The 19,316-nt window shown below is 75.2% G+C and carries 10 protein-coding genes; 7 read left to right on the top strand and 3 right to left on the bottom strand.

Features of this window, described 5'->3' with window-relative positions; translation table 11 throughout:
• Nucleotides 1-15: 15 nt before the first annotated feature.
• The 4 genes from ACFY3U_RS12020 to ACFY3U_RS12005 all read left to right on the top strand — a co-directional run bounded on the left by ACFY3U_RS12020 (nucleotide 16) and on the right by ACFY3U_RS12005 (nucleotide 3,407).
• Complete coding sequence (locus ACFY3U_RS12020) at nucleotides 16-387, top strand: hypothetical protein (RefSeq protein ID WP_387199133.1); 372 nt, start codon at nucleotides 16-18, stop codon at nucleotides 385-387.
• A complete protein-coding gene (locus ACFY3U_RS12015; RefSeq protein ID WP_387199130.1) occupies nucleotides 381-752 on the top strand; it encodes an ArsR/SmtB family transcription factor in 372 nt (123 codons plus the stop codon). The genes ACFY3U_RS12020 and ACFY3U_RS12015 overlap by 7 nt, the downstream gene beginning before the upstream one ends.
• Before the next feature lie 256 nt (nucleotides 753-1,008).
• Nucleotides 1,009-2,199: an MFS transporter gene (locus ACFY3U_RS12010; RefSeq protein WP_387199127.1), complete on the top strand. Its 1,191-nt coding sequence runs from the start codon at nucleotides 1,009-1,011 to the stop codon at nucleotides 2,197-2,199.
• Complete coding sequence (locus ACFY3U_RS12005) at nucleotides 2,196-3,407, top strand: HAD family hydrolase (protein WP_387199124.1); 1,212 nt, start codon at nucleotides 2,196-2,198, stop codon at nucleotides 3,405-3,407. Before ACFY3U_RS12010 ends, ACFY3U_RS12005 begins: the two co-directional genes overlap by 4 nt.
• Nucleotides 3,408-3,423: 16 nt before the next feature.
• Here ACFY3U_RS12005 and ACFY3U_RS12000 read toward each other — a convergent pair whose 3' ends face one another.
• Complete coding sequence (locus ACFY3U_RS12000) at nucleotides 3,424-4,275, bottom strand: hypothetical protein (protein WP_387199122.1); 852 nt, start codon at nucleotides 4,273-4,275, stop codon at nucleotides 3,424-3,426.
• Between the two features lie 121 nt (nucleotides 4,276-4,396).
• Between ACFY3U_RS12000 and ACFY3U_RS11995 the strand changes: the two genes are divergently transcribed.
• The 3 genes from ACFY3U_RS11995 (at nucleotide 4,397) to ACFY3U_RS11985 (ending at nucleotide 7,369) form a co-directional block, all read left to right on the top strand.
• Complete coding sequence (locus ACFY3U_RS11995; RefSeq protein ID WP_387199119.1) at nucleotides 4,397-5,422, top strand: hypothetical protein; 1,026 nt, start codon at nucleotides 4,397-4,399, stop codon at nucleotides 5,420-5,422.
• A gap of 143 nt (nucleotides 5,423-5,565) precedes the next feature.
• A complete protein-coding gene (locus ACFY3U_RS11990) occupies nucleotides 5,566-5,967 on the top strand; it encodes a DUF805 domain-containing protein (RefSeq protein WP_387199117.1) in 402 nt (133 codons plus the stop codon).
• Between the two features lie 313 nt (nucleotides 5,968-6,280).
• The gene (locus ACFY3U_RS11985) at nucleotides 6,281-7,369 is read left to right on the top strand and encodes an ornithine cyclodeaminase family protein (RefSeq protein ID WP_387199113.1); all 1,089 of its coding nucleotides are present in this window, start codon (nucleotides 6,281-6,283) and stop codon (nucleotides 7,367-7,369) included.
• A 23-nt stretch (nucleotides 7,370-7,392) separates the two neighbouring features.
• Here the strand turns inward: ACFY3U_RS11985 and ACFY3U_RS11980 are convergent, their stop codons facing one another.
• Both ACFY3U_RS11980 and ACFY3U_RS11975 read right to left on the bottom strand, forming a co-directional pair.
• Entirely contained in the window at nucleotides 7,393-7,569 is a 177-nt protein-coding gene (locus tag ACFY3U_RS11980; RefSeq protein WP_387199110.1) for an MbtH family protein, read from the bottom strand.
• A complete protein-coding gene (locus ACFY3U_RS11975) occupies nucleotides 7,566-19,304 on the bottom strand; it encodes an amino acid adenylation domain-containing protein (RefSeq protein ID WP_387199107.1) in 11,739 nt (3,912 codons plus the stop codon). The genes ACFY3U_RS11980 and ACFY3U_RS11975 overlap by 4 nt, the downstream gene beginning before the upstream one ends.
• Between the last annotated feature and the right edge of the window lie 12 nt (nucleotides 19,305-19,316).

Raw genomic sequence — 19,316 nt, 5'->3', positions numbered from 1 at the left:
GGCACCTGACCCAGCATGCGTCCTGCCGGCGCCGGGCGTGGTCCCAACCGCGCCGGGCGGCGCGGTACCGGTCACGACCTCGGGTCGCCGACGAACCTGGTCGCCCACCACGTCAAGGTGCTCACCGGGGCCGGCCTGGTCGTCCGGAGCCGGTCCGAGGGTGACCGGCTCCGCACCTACCTGCGGCTGCGCCCCGCGGCCCTCGCCGCCCTGACCCCGGCGTCGCTGACCGGGGTGAGCCGGGTGGTCTTCGTCTGCACCCGCAACTCCGCGTGCTCGCCGCTCGCCGCGGCAGGGCAGGTCGACGCCCGTCCCCCATTCGCGGAAAGTGACGAAGACGCGCACCGTTCCACCGGCCTATCGACGATGTTGGTGCAACGATGGTGAGCGTGGGAACTGCCAACACCGCCATGCCTGCCATCTCGCCCCTGACCGGCGAGCCGATCAAGCGCGCCGACGCCGAGCGGCTCGCGGGAGTCCTCAAGGCCTTCGCCGACCCGGCCCGGCTGCGACTGCTCAGTCTGATCCAGTCCGCCCCCGACGGCGAGGCGTCGGTGAGTGACCTCACCGCGCCGCTCGGCCTCTCCCAGCCGACCGTGAGTCACCACCTGCGGATCCTCACCGAGGCGGGCCTGCTCGAGCGGGACAAGCGGGGGGTGTGGGCGTACTACCGGATCGTGCCGTCGGCGATCGCGGCGATCGCCGACCTGCTCACCCCGCCCCGCAAGCGGGCCACCAAGAAGGCCCGCTGACCTTCCTCACCGGGCGCCTGTTCCGCACCTCGGAAGCCGTGGCTCCGGGGCTGCGGGACAGCGCCCGGGGCGTCCCGTGCGCTACCGTCGGCGGGTGACCCCCGTGGAGGCCGTCGCGGCCGCGTACGCACAGTGGGTCACGCCCGCCCTCCCGTTGTACGGCGACGACCGCGATCGGTCCGACTTCGCTCCCTGACCCGCGCCAGCACCGCGCGCCGGTCCCCGCTCATCTCTCATCGCACGGGAGCGATGTCCCATGCCCGCCGTCGGGATCCTGTCCGTCCTGCGCGCCCCGCAGGTGCCCCGGGTGCTCACCGCCGCCCAGGTCGGCCGCCTGCCCTCGGCCTCCGCGCCGCTCGCCCTGCTGCTGTTCGCCCGACAGTCGCTCAGCCTGACCACCGCCGGGCTGCTCGTCGCGGCCTACACCGGGGCGATGGCGGTCGGGGCGCCGCTGCTCGCCCGGTCCGTGGACCGCTGGCGGCAACCGCCGGTGCTGTGGGCCGGCGCGCTGCTGTCCGGGGTCGGATTCACCACCGTGGCAAGCGGCGTCCTGGGTACGACGGGCGCGGTGCTCGGCGCCGCGGTCGCCGGGCTCGGCACGCCACCGCTGGAGGCGTGCCTGCGCTCGCTCTGGCCGGCCCTGCTGCCCCCGACCGCCGTGCCGGCCGCGTACGCCCTGGACGTCGCGGTGCAGGAGGTCATCTTCGTCGTCGGTCCGCTCACCACCCTGCTCGCGGTGACCGTCGGTGGGCCGGCGGCCGGGCTGGTGGTGGCCGCGCTGCTGCAGCTCGCCGGCACCGCCGTGTTCGCGCGGGCCCGGGCCGTCCGGGACTGGCGCGGGGTCCGGGCGGTACGGCACTGGGCCGGCCCGCTGCGGGTGCCCCGGTTCGCCGCCGTGCTCGCCGCCGTGGTGTGCACCGGCGCGGCGATCGGCGGCATCGCGGTGGCGGTCACCGCCTACGCCGAGGTGGCCGGCGCCCGCCGGATGGCCGGCTGGCTGCTCGCCGCGCAGGCGGCCGGCGCGCTGACCGGCGGGCTGCTCTACGCCCGGGCCGGCCCGGGCGGCGCCCGACGGCTGCCGCTGCTCGCCGCCGGACTGGCACTGGGATTCCTACCACTGCTGTGGACGCCGCGGCCGGTCCTGATGGCGCTGCTGCTGGCGGTCAGCGGGCTGGCCCTGCCCCCGGTGTTGACCGCGATCTTCATCGCGGTGGACCGGTTGGCCGAACCGGGGACCGCGGCCGAGGCCTTCGCCTGGGTGGCCACCGCGTTCGCCGTGGGCAGCGCCGCCGGGTCGGCGCTCAGCGGCCCACTGCTGACCACCGGGGTACGCCACGGTCTGGCCCTCGCGCCCGTGGCGGCGCTGCTCGGCGCCGCCGTGCTGGCGGCCCTCACCCTGCGCACGACCTCGACCTCAACCTCGACAGCGACGGGAGATGAGCGATGACCACGGTGGCGGTCGACCACATCGTCTGGGACTGGAACGGCACGATCTTCGGGGACAGCCGCGCGCTGATCGACGCGACCATCGACGCGTTCGCCGCCTGCGGCCTGCCCGCCGTCTGCCGGGCCGACTACCAGCGCCACCACACCCAACCGATCACCGACTTCTACGAGCGGCTCGCCGGTCGGGAGCTGACCGATCGCGAGCAGCAGGAACTCGATCGATGCTTCCATGCCGCGTACGCCCGGCACCGGGAGCTCGCGAGGGTCACCACGGACGCCGTGGCGGCCCTGAGCCGCTGGAACGAGGGCGGGCGGAGCCAGTCGCTGTTGTCGATGTATCCGCACGACCGGCTGGTACCGCTGGTGACCGCCGCCGGTATCGACCGGTTCTTCACCCGGATCGACGGCACGCAGCCGCAGGGGATGCCCCGGAAGGCGCCGCACCTGGCCCGTCACCTGCGAGTGCAGGGGCTACGGCCCGATCGGGTCGTGCTGATCGGGGACAGCGTGGACGACGCGCGGGCGGCGCGCGAGTGCGGGACGCACTGCCTGCTCTACCACCCCGGACCGGACGCGCTGCACGCCCGGGACCACTTCGCCGACGTGGGAGTGCCGGTGGTGGAGACGCTGCGGGCAGCGGTGGAGCTCGTGCTGGACCGGATCGCCCGGCCGACCGAGCTGCCCGGGATCATCCCCGCCGCTCCTCGCCCTGGGTCGGCCGATCACGGCGCGTCCTGGGTCCGCGCGCTGCACCGGTTCGCCGACCTGGCGGGACCGCGGGTCACCTGGGCGCTCACCGGCAGCGCGGCGCTCGCGCTCCACGGCGTCGCAGTCACCCCGAAGGACGTCGACGTGATCACCGACCTCGCGGGCATCGAGGAGCTTCGTGGCAGCGTCGACGCAGGCCTCGTCCAGGGCCCCTTCGAGACGTCCGACGTCGCGGCGGACGCCCGGCTCCGGCTCGCCGTCAACCGGACGGCGTTCGACATCCTCGTCCGGGTGCGTAACCGGCGGCCGGATGGCACCTGGTCCGCCGCCGCGACTCCGGCGGACCGCTTGTGGCTGCCGTCCCTGGGGCTGAAGCTGCCGGTACTGCCGCTGTCCACGCTGCTGCGCGTCGCCGAGGACAGAGGCCGCGCCGCCCAGGTCGCCGCGATCCGGACGAGGCTGCGAACCCTGGGCATCGAGGACAGGGCGTTACCTCACTGAGGTGTACCGCAGGGCGTCAGGACGAGCCGGCGGCGGGTGGCACCAGCCCGTCGCCGACGAGTTGTCGCAGTCCGTACAGCAGCAGGCTCGCCACGAGCGAGGCCGCGACCGCGCCGAGCAGGCCGACATACCACCGGTCGCGCGGCTCGCGGCCGTTCGGGGTCGGGGGCGGTGGCTGGGCCGCGGTCCACGGACGTTCCCGGGCGAGCCACCACAGCACGCCGAGGCCGAGCGGACCCCCGGTCAGCACCCAGAACCAGAACCACCGGGTGCCCCGGACCGGAGCAGGCCCCAGCACGAGGGTCACCAGGACGCCGAGCAGCAACAGGGTCGGTAACCCTCGGACCAGCGCCGGTTCCTGCGGACCCTGCCAGAACGCCTCCGGGTCGGCCGTCCGCAGGCGTTCGTCGAAGGCGGCGGCCTGCGGGCCGGAGTACGTCGTCCCGTCATCGGAATCCGGCGTGGCCGGGTCCGGCGTGGCCGGGTCCGGCGTGGCGGCGTCGGGTTCGGGGGAGACCGGGTAGGTCGGGTCGCGGTCGAAGTCGGCGTAGTGCACCCGCCAGTCGCCGGTACGCCAGACGAACAGCGGTCCCGAGCGACCGTTGGACCGCGCCGTCCGCTTCTCGGTCCAGCCCCAGTCCCCGTCGCTGTTCCAGCCCTCGGCCCACTGGTAAGACACCATCCGGCCCGCGTCGAGGTCGGCTCCGGCCTGGGCGGAGCTCGCCGGTCGCGGCGCCGACCACCAGGTCGACGCCGCCCAGGCCACCCACCCCAGCACGAGTACGACCCGCAGCACCTGCCACCAGAACTGCCCACTTCGGAGCCGATCCGTACCCCTACCGGCCTGCCGCACCACGTCCCCCGCCATGGGGGCATGCTGTCAGCCGTCCGCACGGCGGGCCAGCCGGACAGATCGACGCGAGGCCCGCAATCCGCTTGTCCCGCACGCCCCGGCGGACGAGCATGGCGGGCGTGGCGAGGAACCGGACGTGAGGCCGCCGCTGCAGGGCGGCCTGCCCCCGACGGGTACGGTGGTCGGCCCGGTCGTGGAGATCGCCTGCGACGAGTCCGGGTTCTCCGGCACGAACCTGCTCGATCCGGCCACCCCGGTGATCGCCCACGCCAGCGTGGACCTGTCCGTCGACGAGGCGGCCGAGCTGGTGACCGCGCTGCGGTCCCGCCTGCGGTGCTCGCCCGAGGAGGTCAAGTCGGGACAGTTCCGCCGCGGCCCGGAGGCGGACCGGGTGCGGGGCTGGTTCCTGGACTCGCTGCGCGGGCGGGCCCACGTCGAGCTGCTCGACAAGGAACTCTTCCTGGTCAGCCGGATCGTCGACCTGTTCCTGGCCGAACCGTCGTACGCGGCCGGCGCCCGCCGTACCGACGGGCAGCGACCGGCCGCCCGCGCCCTGCTCGGGGCCGGACGCCCGGTCGGCGCCGACTGGGCCGGCTTCCTCACCGCCTTCGTCGACCTGGTCCGGACCAGACGCCGGCACCGGCCCGACCGGGACGCCCTGGAACGGTTCTTCCGGTCCCGGGACGGGCTGCTCCGGCACGGCCTGGGTGCCGGCGACGACATCCTGCGCGGGTTGCGCCGCGACCGGGTGTGGGCCGTGCCGAACCTGTTGTTCGACGACGATCCGACGATTCCGCCGCCGCTGGAGCCGCTGCTGCCGGCGCTGGCCGACACCGTGCTGTTCTGGAGCGGCGGGTGGCGCGGGGTGCTGGTGGTCCACGACGAGCAGAGCGCTCTGACGGCCGGCAGGTTGCGCCGGCTCCAGCGGGCCCTGGCCGACGACCGGGCGGCGCCGGACCAGGTGCTGGTCGGGCTGGTCATGGCGGATTCGCGGGACGATCCGCGGGTGCAGGTCGCCGATCTGCTCGCCGGCACGTCCCGGCGAGCGTCCGCGGACGATCTGCTTGCGACGAACCGGCCGCCGGCCGCACGGCATACCGCCGACCATCCTGTTCGGACCGAAGGATGTCACCCGTCCGCCGGACGGATCGGCGTCCCCTGATCGGGCTGCGGATGCGCGGTTTCGTCCCGATGCGGGACGGCCACCCGCACGGCGCTGGCTGTTCGGCCGTTGACCGGGCCAGGGCGGTCTGTTTGGCTGCGTCGGCGATCATCTCGCGAATCCCCTCACCATCGGAGACACGGATGTCCTTCACAGCCGCCATCAGGTCGGTCCTCAGCCAGTACGTCGGCTTCACCGGTCGGGCCCGCCGGTCCGAGTACTGGTGGTTCGCCCTGTTCACCGTTCTCGTCAGCCTGGTCGCCGCCATCCTGGACAGCGTGCTGGGCACGGATCTGGGCTCGGGCCGGTCGACCGGCATCCTCGGCCTCATCGTCAACCTGGCGCTGCTGCTGCCGTCGCTGGCCGTCGGCGTGCGTCGCCTGCACGACACCGACAAGTCCGGGTGGTGGATCCTGATCGGACTGATCCCGATCGTGGGCGCCATCATCCTGCTGGTGTTCTTCGTGGCCGACAGCACCCCCGGCACCAACCGGTTCGGCGCCAACCCGAAGGAGCGGCCGCAGGCCGCTCCCGGTTTCGCGTGACCGTGCCACGGCCCTGACCACCCGCCGCTGGGTGACGGGTGCGTTGGGCAGCGGGCTGGCCGGTCCCGCACCGGCCAGCCCGACGTCAGCAGAATCCTCGCGACCTCGCCCGGCGGCGGATTCCCGACTGCTGCACGGAGTCAAGGGGCTCTATAGTTGCCTGCGACGTCGCCGACCCCTCAGCCGCCGGTCACCGCACCCACCACCCCGCTGACACCTCAGCCGCGTGGTGGGTGCGGCCCGCTCCGGGTGACCCTCGACGGCCGCCACACAGTCTGGGCAATGACGCCCAGCTGTCCGGAAGGAGCAGCAGGTGATCCGTTCGTCAGCCGAGGCCGTCGTGAACCGCCACACCCTGGTCCTCACCCAGGACGACGTCGGCGGGGTGCTGCGGATCTGCGGGCGTGACCGGGTGATGGACCTGATGATCGCCCGGTTGCAGGAGGCCCTGCCGCTGGCGTACCGGTCGGGGGCCGGCACGCCGGCGCGGGACGGGTTCCGGCGGTGCCCGGGCGAGTCAGGCGTACTGGAGTGGATGCCGCACCACGAGGCCGGGCGCTCGATCACCATCAAGACGGTGGCCTACACGCCGACCAATCCGGAGGCGGTCGGGCTGCCCACCATTCTGGGCACGATCACTCGCTTCGACGATGTCACCGGGCACCTCACCGCGATCTGCGACGGCGTGCTGCCGACCGCGATCCGCACCGGCGCGGCCTCCGCGGTGGCCAGCCGGCTGCTGGCCCGACCGAACAGCGCCGTGGTGGGGCTGGTCGGCGCCGGCGCGCAGGCGGTCACCCAGTTGCACGGGCTCAGCCGGGTCTTCGACATCCGCCGGGTCCTGGTGCACGACGTGCTGCCCGAGCACAGCCGCAGCTTCGCCGAGCGGGTCGCGTTCCTGGGGCTGGACGTACGGGTGGCCGACCTGGCCGAGCTGGAGTCGACGGCCGACATCATCTGCACCGCCACCTCGGTGGGCGTCGACGCCGGCCCGGTGCTGACCGGCGCGGGGCTGCGCCCGCACGTGCACGTCAACGCCGTCGGCGCGGACCTGCCCGGCAAGGTGGAGCTGCCGCTGGCCCTGCTGCGCTCGGCCTTCGTGGTGCCGGACCACCTGGGCCAGGCCCGCCGCGAGGGCGAGTGCCAGCAGCTCGCCGCCGCCGAGATCGGGCCGGAGCTGCCGGCGCTGCTCGCCGACCCGGCGGCGGTGGCCGGGCGGGCGGATGGCCGTACGGTCTTCGACTCGACCGGCTTCGCCCTGGAGGACCACGTCGCGTTGGACGTCTTCCTCGAGCTCGCGGTCGAGCACGGGCTGGGTCGGCAGCTCCGGTTGGAGCACCTGCCGGTCGACGCGTTGAACCCGTACGCCGTCGACGTGCTGGCCGGCGCCGCCGTGGGGTGACCCCCGCGACGGGGCCGGCGGGCTCAGTCGCGGAGGCTGGCCGGGCGCATGTCCGTCCACACCTCGTCGATGTGGGCCAGGCACTCCTCGCGGGTGCCGGTGTGCCCGGTCTCCCGCCAGCCGTCCGGCACCGGCCGGTCGGCCGGCCACACCGAGTACTGCTCCTCGTCGTTGACCACCACGCTGAACCGCGTCGTCATCGCGTCCCCTTTCCGGTCGCCAGCCGCCGGTCGGCGGCCTCCTGCAGCGCGTCCTTGTCCCTCGTCACGGTGCCGGCCGGGATCACGTCCGGCAGGTCGTCCTCCAGCCGGCGGACCCGGCGGGTGGCGAACGCGGCCGCGCCGAGCACCGTCGAGGCCAACCCGGCCAGCACCACCAGCAGCGCGATGCCCCGGCCGGGGCCGGTGCCGAGCAGCGCCCCGACCGTCGTGGCCAACGGCCCGCCGGCGCGCATGGCCGGCTCGAACAGGCCGGACGCGAGCGGCCCGGCGGCCAGGAACCCGGCGGGCACCATCAGCCAGCTCAGCATGATGCCGGTCGCCAGCACCCGACCCTGCAGCTCCAGCCCGACCTTCGCCTGCACGATCGCGAGCCAGTGCGCGTTGAGGATCGCGGTGGCGAACCCGAGGCCGAACAGGCCGATCGCCGGGAACACCGGGTGCGGGTACAGCCCGATGACCACCATCGAGACGCCGATCAGCAGGAACGACGACAGGATGCCGGTGGTCCGCCGCTGCGTGCCGCCCCACACCGCCATCGTCACGCTCCCTACCAGCAGGCCCACGCCCATCGCGCCGAGCACCAGCCCCAGCACCCGCGCGTCGCCGAGGGACAGCGCCAGCGGCAGCGTCAAAACCTCGATCAGCCCGAAGAAGAAGTTCAGCAGCGTGGTGAAGCCGGTGAGCAGCATCAGCCCGGGCCGGCGCGCCAGGAACCGGAAACCGCCGGTCAGCTCGCGCAGGAACGTCTCCTCCCGGCGCAGGAACAGCCGGTTGGGGAACTGGATCGACAGCGTCACCGTCACCGCGAACAGGAACGTGGTCAGGTCGATGATCAGGATCCCGGGCAGCCCGATGGCCAGCGCGAGACCACCGCCGACCACCGGGGCCAACACCGCGCCCGCCGCGGTGCCGAGCTGGGTGATGCCGTTGGCCCGCCCGTAGTAGCGCTTCGGCACGAGCTGGGTGACCGCCGCCAGGTAGGCCGGCTGCTGGAAGGCGGTGGCGGTCGCCCCCATCGCCGCGACGACGAACAGCTGCCACAACTGGGTGGTGCCGGTGAACAGCAGGACCGCCAGCGACACCGTGCCGCACGCGGCGAAGGTGTCCGCGAGGATCATCACCCGCCGCCGGTCGAACCGGTCGGCCACCGCCCCGGCGATCGGGGCGAGCGCCACCGCGGGCAGCAGCGCCATCACCGACAGCAGCCCGAACAGGGTCACCGACCCGGTCCGCTGGTAGGTCCACACCCCCATGGCGAACGTGGTCAGGCCGGTGCCGATCAGCGAGACGAACTGCCCGGTCGCCACCAGCGCGAAGGTGCGCAGGCTCGGCTGCGGCCCGGCGTCCGGCACCGGTACGGCCGGTCCGGGCCGTACGGCCGGTTCCGCCGGCCCCGGCCGCGCGGCCTCCTCCGCCGGTACGGCCTGCGCCGGTACGGCGTCGCAGGCGGCGTCGGGCTGTTCGGTGATGGTCTGCTCGGTGATGATCTGCGCCAGCTCGGTGGCCTGGTACTTCTGGAAGTAGTGGCCGGCGTCGGGGATCACCCGCAGCGACACCTGGTCGGAGAAGTGGTACCACTCGGTGTACCGCTCCTCGTAGAGGTCGGTGGCCCGGTCGCTGGAGCCCACCACGCAGACGATCGGCACCCCGAGCCGGCGGTGCTCCGGGTCGGCGTAGACCTCGGTGTAGTACTCCTCCCCCGCCGTCGCGTCGTGCAGGAACGCGCGGATCACGAAGTCCCGCTCGCGGGGGTCGAGCACCTCGGTGAAGAAGCCCATGGCGCGCAGGAACTCCAGCGCGGAACGCTTCGACGTCCACCGCTGCTGCGGGAACATCCGACGCAGCATGCGGAAGAACCGGCCGGGCAGCTGCGGCACCGGGAAGTGCCCGCCGATGTGGACGGCCCGCAGGTCCACCACCGACTCCAGCTGCCGGGCCAGCTCGACCGTGGTCGCGCCGCCGAGGCAGTGCCCGTAGATCACCACCGGCCCGGTGACCACCTCGGCCGCCTCGGCAACGCACGCGGCCACCAGGTCCTGGATCGGCAGCGGCGGCTCGTCCGGGCGGCTCAGGTCGTGGCCCGGCGGTTCCAGGGCGAGCAGCCGTACGTGCGCCGGCATCGCGGCGCCGAGCGCCTGGTAGGTGATCGCCCCGGCGCCGGCGAACGGCACGCAGATCACCGTCAGCGTGGTACTGCCGGCCGGGCGCGGCGGGGTCATCTCGTGCAGCAGCCGGGCCGGGCCGGTGGCGTCGGCCCGGTCACCGAGGTGCGCGGCGAGCGACCGGATCGTCGGGTGGCCGAACAGGTCCAGCACGCCGACCGGCACGCTCAGCCCGCCGACGGCCCGGATCGCCCGGAACGAGTCGCCACCGACGGCGAAGAAGTCGTCGTCGATCCCGATCGTCTCGACGCCGAGCACCTCCGTCCAGCGCGTGACCAGCTCGGCCTCGAGCGGCGTACGCGGGGCGGCGAACGCGGCGGACGGCGCCGCGGCGCGTTCCGGGGCGGGCAGGGCACGCCGGTCGAGCTTGCCGTTCGGGCTCAGCGGCAGCGCGTCGAGGCCGACCAGCGCCGTCGGCGCCATGTACTCGGGCAGGGCGGCGCGCAGGTGCCCGCGCAGGTCGCGCTCGGCCGCGGCGGCCGGCACCACGTACCCGACCAGGCGCTGACCGTCCTGGTCGTCCTGCCGGACCACCACCACCGCCTCGCGGACCGCCGGGTGCGCCACCAGCCGGGCCTCGATCTCGCCCAGCTCGATCCGCAGGCCACGCAGCTTGACCTGGTTGTCGATCCGGCCGAGGAACTCGATCGTGCCGTCCGGGCGCCACCGGGCCAGGTCGCCGGTGCGGTACAACCGGGCGCCGGGCCGCCCGGCGTACGGGTCGGGGACGAAGCGGTCGGCGGTGAGCGCGGGACGGGCGTGGTAGCCGAGCGCCACCTGCACACCGCCGATGTGCAGCTCACCGGGAACGCCGACCGGGCACGGGTTGCCGGCCGGGTCGCGCACGTACAGCGTCGTGTTCGGCACCGGGCCGCCGATCGGCACCCGGGTGAGCCCGGCGAGCCGGTCGGCCGTGCAGGCCCAGGAGGTCACGTCGACCGCGGCCTCGGTCGGCCCGTACAGGTTGTGCAGCTCGGCGGGGAGCATCGCCAGGCAGCGCCGGGCCAGGTCGACCGGCAGCTCCTCGCCGGAGCAGATCACCAACCGGAGTGAGTCGAGCCGGCCGAGGTCGTCCTGGCCGAGGAACTGGGCGAGCATCGACGGCACGAAGTGCAGGACGGTCACCCCCTGCCCGGCGATCAGGTCCCGCAGGTACGCCGGGTCGCGGTGCCCACCCGGCACGGCGAGCGCCAGCCGCGCGCCGGTCATCAGCGGCCAGAAGAACTCCCACACCGACACGTCGAAGCTGGCCGGGGTCTTCTGCAGCACCACGTCGACGGCGGTCAGCTGGTGGTCACGTTGCATCCAGGCGAGCCGGTTGGCGATGCCCCGGTGGGTGTTCGGCACGCCCTTGGGCCGGCCCGTCGAGCCGGAGGTGTAGATGAGGTACGCGACGTCGTCCAGGGTGGCGGCCGGCTGGGGGTTGACGGTCGGGGCGTCCCGCCACGGGGCCGGGTCGTCGAGCGGCAGCACCCGGAGCCCGGCGGTGTCCAGCCCGGCCGGCGGCGCGCCGGTGGTGAGCAGCACCGGCGCGGCGGTGTCGGCGAGCATGAACGCGAGCCGTTCGACCGGGTACTCCGGGTCCAGCGGGACGTAGGCGCCGCCGGCCTTGAGCACGCCGAGCAGGCCGGTGACCAGCTCGACGGAGCGCTCGGCGCAGACCGCCACCAGCGTCCCCGGGCCGACCCCGTGGCCGCGCAGCACGTGCGCGACCCGGTTGGCGCGGGCGTTCAGCTCCCGGTACGACACGGTGACGTCGCCGATCGTCACCGCCGGCGCGGCCGGCGCTTCCGTCACCCGGGCCTGGAAGGCCGGCACCACGGCTTGCGCGTCGAGGTCGGCGGCGGTGTCGTTGAACGTGGTCACGACCCGTTCGCGCTCGGCGGGGGTGAGCAGGTCGACGTCGCCCACCCGGGTCGTCGGGTCGGTGGCGAAGCCGGCCAGCACGGCTGCGAGGTGGCCGAGGATCCGCTCGCCGGTGGCCGGGTCGAACAGGGCGGTGTTGTACTCCAGCACGCAGTCCAGCCCGTCGCCGGTCTCGTAGCCGGTCAGGGCGAGGTCAACCTGGGCGGCGCCGGAGTCCACCGGGTGGCGGCGCACCCGCAGGCCGGTCATGTCGGCGTCCTCGGCCGGCACGTTGAGCAGGTTGACCATCACCTGGAACAGCGGGTTGCGGCTGGGGTCGCGGGGCAGGTCCAGCTCGTCGACGAGCTGCTCGAACGGCACCTCCTGGTGCGCGAACGCGCCCAGGGCGGCCTCCCGCACCGCGCCGAGCAGGTCGGCGAAGCGGGTGCCACCGTCGAGCCGGCCGCGGATCACCAGCGTGTTGACGAAGAATCCGACCAGGTCCTCCGTCTCGGCCCGGGTCCGGCCGGCGACCGGTGTGCCGACGCAGATGTCGTCCTGACCGGTGTAGCGGTGCAGCAACGTCTGGAACGCGGCGAGCAACGTCATGTAGAGCGTCGCGCCGTGCGCCCGGCCGACCGCGCGCAGCCGCTCGGTGAGGTCGGCGGGCAGCCGGAGGGTCGCGGTGCCGCCGTCGAACGTCTGCACCGGCGGGCGCGGCCGGTCGGTGGGCAGCGCCAGGCTGTCCGGCGCCCCGGCGAGCGTCGCCCGCCAGTAGGCCAGCTCGGCCCTGGCGTCGCGGGCCCGCTGCCAGGCGGAGTGGTCGGCGTAGCTCTCCGGCAGGGCCGGCAGCTGCGCCGGGGCGCCGGTGACGGCGGCGTCGTAGAGCCGGCCCAGGTCCCGGCGGAGGACGCCGAGCGACCAGCCGTCGCAGACGGCGTGGTGCAGGCAGAGCATCAGGGTGTGCCGGCCCGGGCCGCGGCGGAACAGCGTCGCCCGGAACAGCGGGCCGTCGGCCAGGTCGAACGGGCGCTGCAGCTCCGCGGCCAGGTCGGGCTCGGCGGCGTCGGTCACGGTGAGGTCGACGGCGGACGGCGGAAGGACCACCTGCGTCGGCTCGCCGTCCGGCGCCGGCAGGACCGTGCGCAGCGCCTCGTGCCGGCGGGCCAGCCCGTCGAGGGCGCGTCGCAGCGCCGCCTCGTCCAGCGCGCCGTCGAGGTCGAGCACGAGCGCCATCGCGTACGCGGACCCGAGGTCGTGCGCCTGCTCCAGGAACCACAGCCGCCGCTGCCCGAACGAGGCGGGGTGGCTGACGGGACCATCGGCGTCCGGCCCGGCCGCGTCGGGCGCTGGCGGGGCGGATTGGGTCACGTCGGGCGTCGCGGGCAGGGCCGCGCGGGGCGTGGCCGCGACCAGCTCCGCCAGGGCGGCCGGGGTCGGGGTACGCAGGAAGTCGGCGAGGGTCACCTCGGTGTCGTACCGGGCGCGCAGCCGGGCCATCACCTGGGTGGCGAGCAGCGAGTGGCCGCCGAGGGCCAGGAAGTCGTCCTGCACCCCGATCGGGGCGATGCCCAGCAGGTCCTGCCAGATCGCCACCACCGACGCCTCCACCTCGGTGCGCGGCGCGAGCAGGTCACCGGCGGCGTCCGGGCGGTCGTACCGCGGCTCGCTCACCGGCGCGTCCAGGGCCGCCGGCGCGTGGCGCACCGGGGCGGCCGCGTGCCGGTCCACCCAGTACCGCCGCCGTTCGAACGGGTACGTGGGCAGCGGCACCCGGCGGCGCGGGCCGCCGTCGCCGAGCCGGGACACGTCGACCGGCACCCCGAGCGTCCACAGTCGACCGACACCCTGCAGGAACACCCGGCGGCCGTCGGCGCCGTCCCGGGCGGCCGGCATGAGCGCGACCGCGCCCCGGCCGAGCAGGCCGGCCAGCGTACGCGGCCCGACCTCGACCACCGAGCCGCCGCCGGCGGTCAGCTCCCGTACCCCGTCGGCGAACCGGACGGTGGTACGCAGGTGCCGCGCCCAGTACGCCGGGTCGGTGGCCTCGGCCGCGGTGGCCCAGGTGCCGGTGACGTTGGACAGGTAGCGGGCGGTCGGCGGTCGGAGCGCGACCGTGCGGACCTCGGCCACGAAGTCGGCCAGCGCGCCGTCCATCATCGCGGAGTGGAACGCGTGTGAGGTGTGCAGCCGGGTGCTGGCCACCCGCCGCTCGGCCAGGGTGTCCCGGACGGTGGCGACGGCCGCCTCGGTGCCGGACAGCACGCACACCCCGGGGGCGTTGACGGCCGCGATCGACAGGCAGTCGGTGAGCAGCGGCGTGACCTCGGCCTCCGACAGCGGCACCGCGAGCATCGCGCCGGCCGGCATCCGAGACATGACGGCGCCCCGCGCGGCGACCAGGCGCAGCGCGTCGGCCAGGGTGAAGACGCCGGCCAGGCAGGCCGCGACGTACTCGCCGATGCTGTGCCCGAGCATCCCGGCCGGGCGTACGCCGGCGTCGATCAGCGTGCGGGCGAGCGCGTACTCGGTGACGAACAGGGCCGGTTGGGCGTACCGGGTCTGCCGCAGGTCCTCGGGCCGGCCGCCGTACAGCACGGCGCGGATGTCGGCGCCCAGGCGCGGGCGCAGCAGCTCGGCGCACTCGTCCACCACGGACCGGAACGCCGCCACGTGCCGGTAGAGGTCGCGGCCCAGGCCCGGGTGCTGGGCGCCCTGCCCGGGGAACACGAACGTCACCCGGTGCCCGTCGGGGTCGGCCTCGGCGGTGACCGGCCGCGCCGGGTGCGCCGCCTCCGCGAGGTCGGTGGCGACGAACGCCCGCCGGTGCCGCAGCTGCCGCCGGCCGTCCTGCAGGGTCGCCGCCACGTCGGCCAGCCGGGTCTGCGGGTGGTCGGCGAGGAACGCGCCCAGCCGGGTGGTCGCCGCGTCCAGCGCGGCGGGCGTACGCGCGGAGAGCAGGACCAGCTGCGGGCCGTCGGCCGCCGGCGGGGCGCTCGGGGCCGGCGCCTCCTCGAGCACCACGTGCGCGTTGGTGCCGCCCATACCGAACGAGCTGACCCCGGCGCGGCGCGGCGTCGGCCCGTCCGGCCACGGCCGGCTGCGGGTGTTGACGTAGAACGGCCCGAAGTCGATCGCCGGGTTCGGGGTGTCGTGGTGCAGCGTCGGCGGCAGCGTCCGGTGCCGGAGCGCCTGCACCGCCTTGATCAGGCCGGCGACGCCCGCGGCCGCGTCGGCGTGCCCGATGTTGGACTTCACCGAGCCGATCGCGCAGTACGGCGCCGGGGCGGAGCCGAACGCCTCGGTGAGCGCGGCCACCTCGATCGGGTCGCCGAGTGCGGTGGCGGTGCCGTGCGCCTCGACCAGCCCGATCGTCGACGGCTCGGCCCCCGCGGCGGCCAGCGCCCGGGACACCGCCCGCACCTGGCCGTCCACGCCGGGCGCGGTGTAGCCGACCCGGCGGGCGCCGTCGTTGGTGACGGCCGAGCCGCGGATCACCGCGTGCACGGTGTCCCCCGCGGCGAGGGCGTCCTCGAGCCGCTTGAGCACCACCACGCCGACGCCGTTGGACCGGATGGTGCCCCTGGCCTCCGCGTCGAAGGTGCGGGTCAGGCCGTCCGGCGAGGTGACGTCGCCGGGCTGGTAGAGGTAGCCGCGGCGCTGCCCGACGCTGATGCTCGCGCCGCCGGCCAGCGCGACGTCGCAGTCCCCGGCGAGCAGGCTCTGCCGGGCCAGGTGCACGGCGACCAGCGAGGTCGAGCAGGCGGTGTTGACGCTCACGCTCGGGCCGTCCAGGTGCAGCCGGTACGACGTCTGGGTGGGCAGGAAGTCCTTGTCGGTGCTCAGGCCGAGCTGGTACTCCCCCACCGACCGGACGATCTCCGGCGCGCCGAGCAGGTGCTCGGTGAGGTAGGTGCTGCGCCGGCTGCCGGCGAACACGCCCACCTGGCCGGGCTGCCGCTCCGGGTCGTACCCGGCCTGTTCGAGCGCCTCCCACGAGCACTCCAGGAACATCCGGTGCTGCGGGTCGAGCACCTCGGCCTCGCGCGGCGCCAGGTGGAACAGCCCGGCGTCGAACAGCTCGATGTCGTCGAGCACGGTGCCGGCCCGTACGTAGTTCGGGTCGGCCAGCTCGTCCGGGTCGGCGCCGTCGGCGAGCGCCTCGGCCTCGGTGAAGGGCCGCACCGCGTCGTGGCCGGCGACGATGTTGCGCCAGAACTCGTCCGGGTCGCGGGCGTCCGGGAACCGGCACGACATCCCGACGATCGCCACCATCCCGCTGTGGACGGCCGGCCCGGCGGTGGTGGCGGGTGCGGGCCGCTCGGCGGTACGCCCGCCGGCCAGGTGACCGGCCAGTGCCTCGACGGTCGGGTAGCGGAACAGGTCGGTGACGGAGACGGCGTCGCCGAACCGCCCGGCGAGCAGCCGGTGCACCCGCAGCAGCAGCAGGGAGTGCCCGCCGAGGTCGAAGAAGGAGTCGCGCGGCCCGATCTCGTCGATGCCGAGCACTGTCCGCCACGCCTCGACCACGGCGTCCCGCACGTCGTCGGGCACCGGCGCGGTCCACCCGGTGGTCGGGTCGCCCGGATCCGGCGCATCGTCGGCGGCCGTCGACACGCCACGCTGGGCGGGCACCCGCGGACCAGCGGCGGCACGCTCCAACCTGTCGTCCGCGCCGGCCGTACCGCCGGGTTGCGCCGTCCCGGTCCGGGCCGTACCGCCGGTCCGGGCCGTCACCACGGCGGGGGCCGGGTCGGTGTCCGGGCCGGGCAGCGGTCGGGTGCGCAGCGCGGCCCGGTCGACCTTGCCGTTCGGAGTCAGCGGCAGCTCGGGCAGCGGGACCACCACGGCCGGCACCAGCTGCTCGGGCAGCCGGGCGCGCAGGGCTTCGCGGGCGCCCGCGGCGGCGCCGACGACGAACGCGACCAGCCGGGTGCCCTCGGGGCCGTCGTCCCGGGCGACGACCGCGGCGGCACCGATCCCGGGCAGGGCGGTGAGCGCGGCCTCGACCTCGCCCGGTTCGACCCGCGTCCCCCGGATCTTGACCTGGAGGTCGGCCCGGCCGACGTACTCCAGCGTGCCGTCCTCCCGCCGCCGGACCAGGTCGCCGGTGCGGTACATCCGCTCGCCGGACCCGACGAACGGGTCGGGCAGGAACCGGTCGGCGGTGAGGCCGGGCCGGCCCAGGTAGCCGCGCGCCACACCGGCGCCGGCGAGGTGCAGCTCGCCGACGACGCCCACCGGCACCGGCTCCAGGCCGGCGTCGAGCACGTAGCACCGGGTGTTCGCGATCGGCCGCCCGATCGGCACCGGGCCGGTCGCCGGCGTCAGCTCGGTCACCTCGTGGTGCAGCGCGGTGACCACGGTCTCCGTCGGCCCGTACGACGAGTAGACCCGCACCTCGTCGCGCAGCCCGGTCAGGTGCTCGCCGCGTAGGCTCTCGCCGCCGACGACCAGTGCCCGGGTGCCGGCGCCGAGCTCGGCGGCGGACAGCTGGCCGGTCAGGATGGCCAGGTGCGACGGGGTGAGCTTGACGAAGCTCAGGGGACCCTCGCGGCCGCGCAGCGCCTCGCCGAGCGCGGCGGCCCCGGCGCCGCCGTCGACCAGGTGCACCGGTCGGCCGGCGACCAGCGGCACGAAGACGTTCGTCAGGCCGAGGTCGAAGGCGACGGACGAGTGCGCGGCCGCGCCGTCCCCCTCGGCGGCCCGGTACGCCTCGGCGGCCCAGCGGGCGATGTTGGCCAGCCCGCCGTGGGTGACCATGACGCCCTTCGGCGTACCGGTGGAGCCGGAGGTGTGCACCACGTACGCGAGGTCGCCGGGGCGCGGCGCGGCGGGTCGACCGTCAGGGTCGGGCAGGCCCGTCGACACGTCGAGCACCCGCCCCGGGAAGTCCCCGAACCGGTCGGCGTGCGCCGCCGAGGTGACCAGCACCCGGGCGCCGGTGTCGTGCAGCACCGCGGTCAGCCGGGCGGTCGGGTGGGCCGGGTCCAGCGGCACGTACGCCGCCCCGGCCCGCAGCACACCGATCAGCACGGCGACCAGCTCGACCGTCCGGTCGAGGCAGACCCCCACCAGGTCACCGGGGACGACGCCGACGTCGCGCAGCGCGGCGGTCACCTGCCCGGCGGCCCGGTCCAGACCGGCGTACGTCAGCGTGCCCGTGCCGTTGACGGCGGCCGGCGCGTCCGGGCCGGCGGCGACCGCGGCGGCGAACAGGTCCAGGACGGTGGTCGGGTCGGTGCCGGTCGGGGCGCCGCCGACCAGCGCGTCCCGCTCGTCGGGGGTGAGCATCGGCAGCCGGTGGGCGGGCGCGTCCGGGTCGGCGAGCGCGGCGTGCAGCAGCACCCCGAAGTGGTCGAGCATCCGGCGGATCGGGGCCTCGTCGAACAGTTCGGTGCTGTACTGCAGCGCGCCGTCCAGCCCGTCGTCGCCGAGGCTGAGCGCCAGGGTCAGGTCGAACTTCGCGCTGGTGGCCGGCGGCTCGACGGGCGTCGCGAGGACGCCGGGCAGGGCCAGCTCCGCGGCGCCCTGCTCGTAGCTGAACATCACCTGGAACAGCGGGCTGCGCCCCGGGTCGCGGTCGGGTCGCAGCTCGGCGACGAGTCGCTCCAGCGGCACGTCCTGGTTGGCGTGCAGGACGAGCATGGCCTCGCGCACCCGGTCGACCGCCTCGGCGAACGACGGTCCCCCGCCGAGATCGGCCCGGACCGGGAGGGTGTTGACGAAGAGCCCGACCAGGTTCTCCACCTCAACGCGGTTGCGGTTGGCGATCGGGGTGCCGATCACCAGCTCGTCGTGGCGGCCGTAGCGGGCCAGCAGCAGCATGAACACCGTCATCAGCAGCATGTGCGGGGTGGCGCCGAGCCGGCGGCACACCTCCCGCAGCCCGGCCACCGGCAGCGGCATCCGGACCGGGACGGCCGCCCCGGCGTAGCTGCGCTCGGCCGGGCGCGGGCGGGCCGTCGGCAGCTCCAGCGGCGGGGGCGGGTCGTCGAGCGTGGAGCGCCAGTGGGCCAGCTGCGCGGCGTACCGCGGCCCGTCGAGCCAGTGCTGCTGCCAGGCCGCGACGTCGGCGTACCGGACCGGCGGATCGGGCAGCGGCTCCGGGTCGCCGCGGTACAGCGCGCCCAGCTCGCGGACGAGGATCCCGAGGGACCACTCGTCGGCGACGATGTGGTGCAGGGTCAGCAGCAGCAGGTGGTCGTCGGCGGCGAGCCGGAGCAGCTGGCCGCGGACCAGCGGGCCGGTGGCCAGGTCCATCGGGTCACCGGCCTCGGCGGCCGTCCGGGCCGCCACCTGCACGGCGCGCTCGGCCGCCGGCAGCCCGGCGAGGTCGACGACCTCCAGCGGCCACGGCGTCGGATCGGCGGTCTCCTGCACCGGCTGGCCGGCGTCGTCGACGGTGAACGTCACCCGCAGCGCCTCGTGCCGCACCAGCAGGGCGTCCAGCGCCCGGCGCAGCGCGGCCGGGTCGAGCGGGCCGGCGAGCCGGTAGGCCAGCGGCAGCAGGTACGTGTTGCGGGTGGCCACGACCTGTTCCAGGTACCACATCCGGTGCTGCGCCGAGGTCAGCGGCGCCCGCCGGCCGGTGACCGTACGGGTGACGGCGTCGGCCGTCGTCGCGCCGGCGCGGGCGGCGCGCATCGCCCGCAGCACCGCCATCCGGTCCGCACCCAGCACCGGGGGGCGAGCGTCGATACCCATGCCGTTGATCCC

It is taken from the genome of Micromonospora sp. NPDC000089 (assembly GCF_042899365.1).
Taxonomy (GTDB): Bacteria; Actinomycetota; Actinomycetes; order Mycobacteriales; family Micromonosporaceae; genus Micromonospora.
The sequence above is the reverse complement of the archived record's forward strand: the minus strand, read 5'-3'. Positions and strand labels throughout refer to the sequence as shown.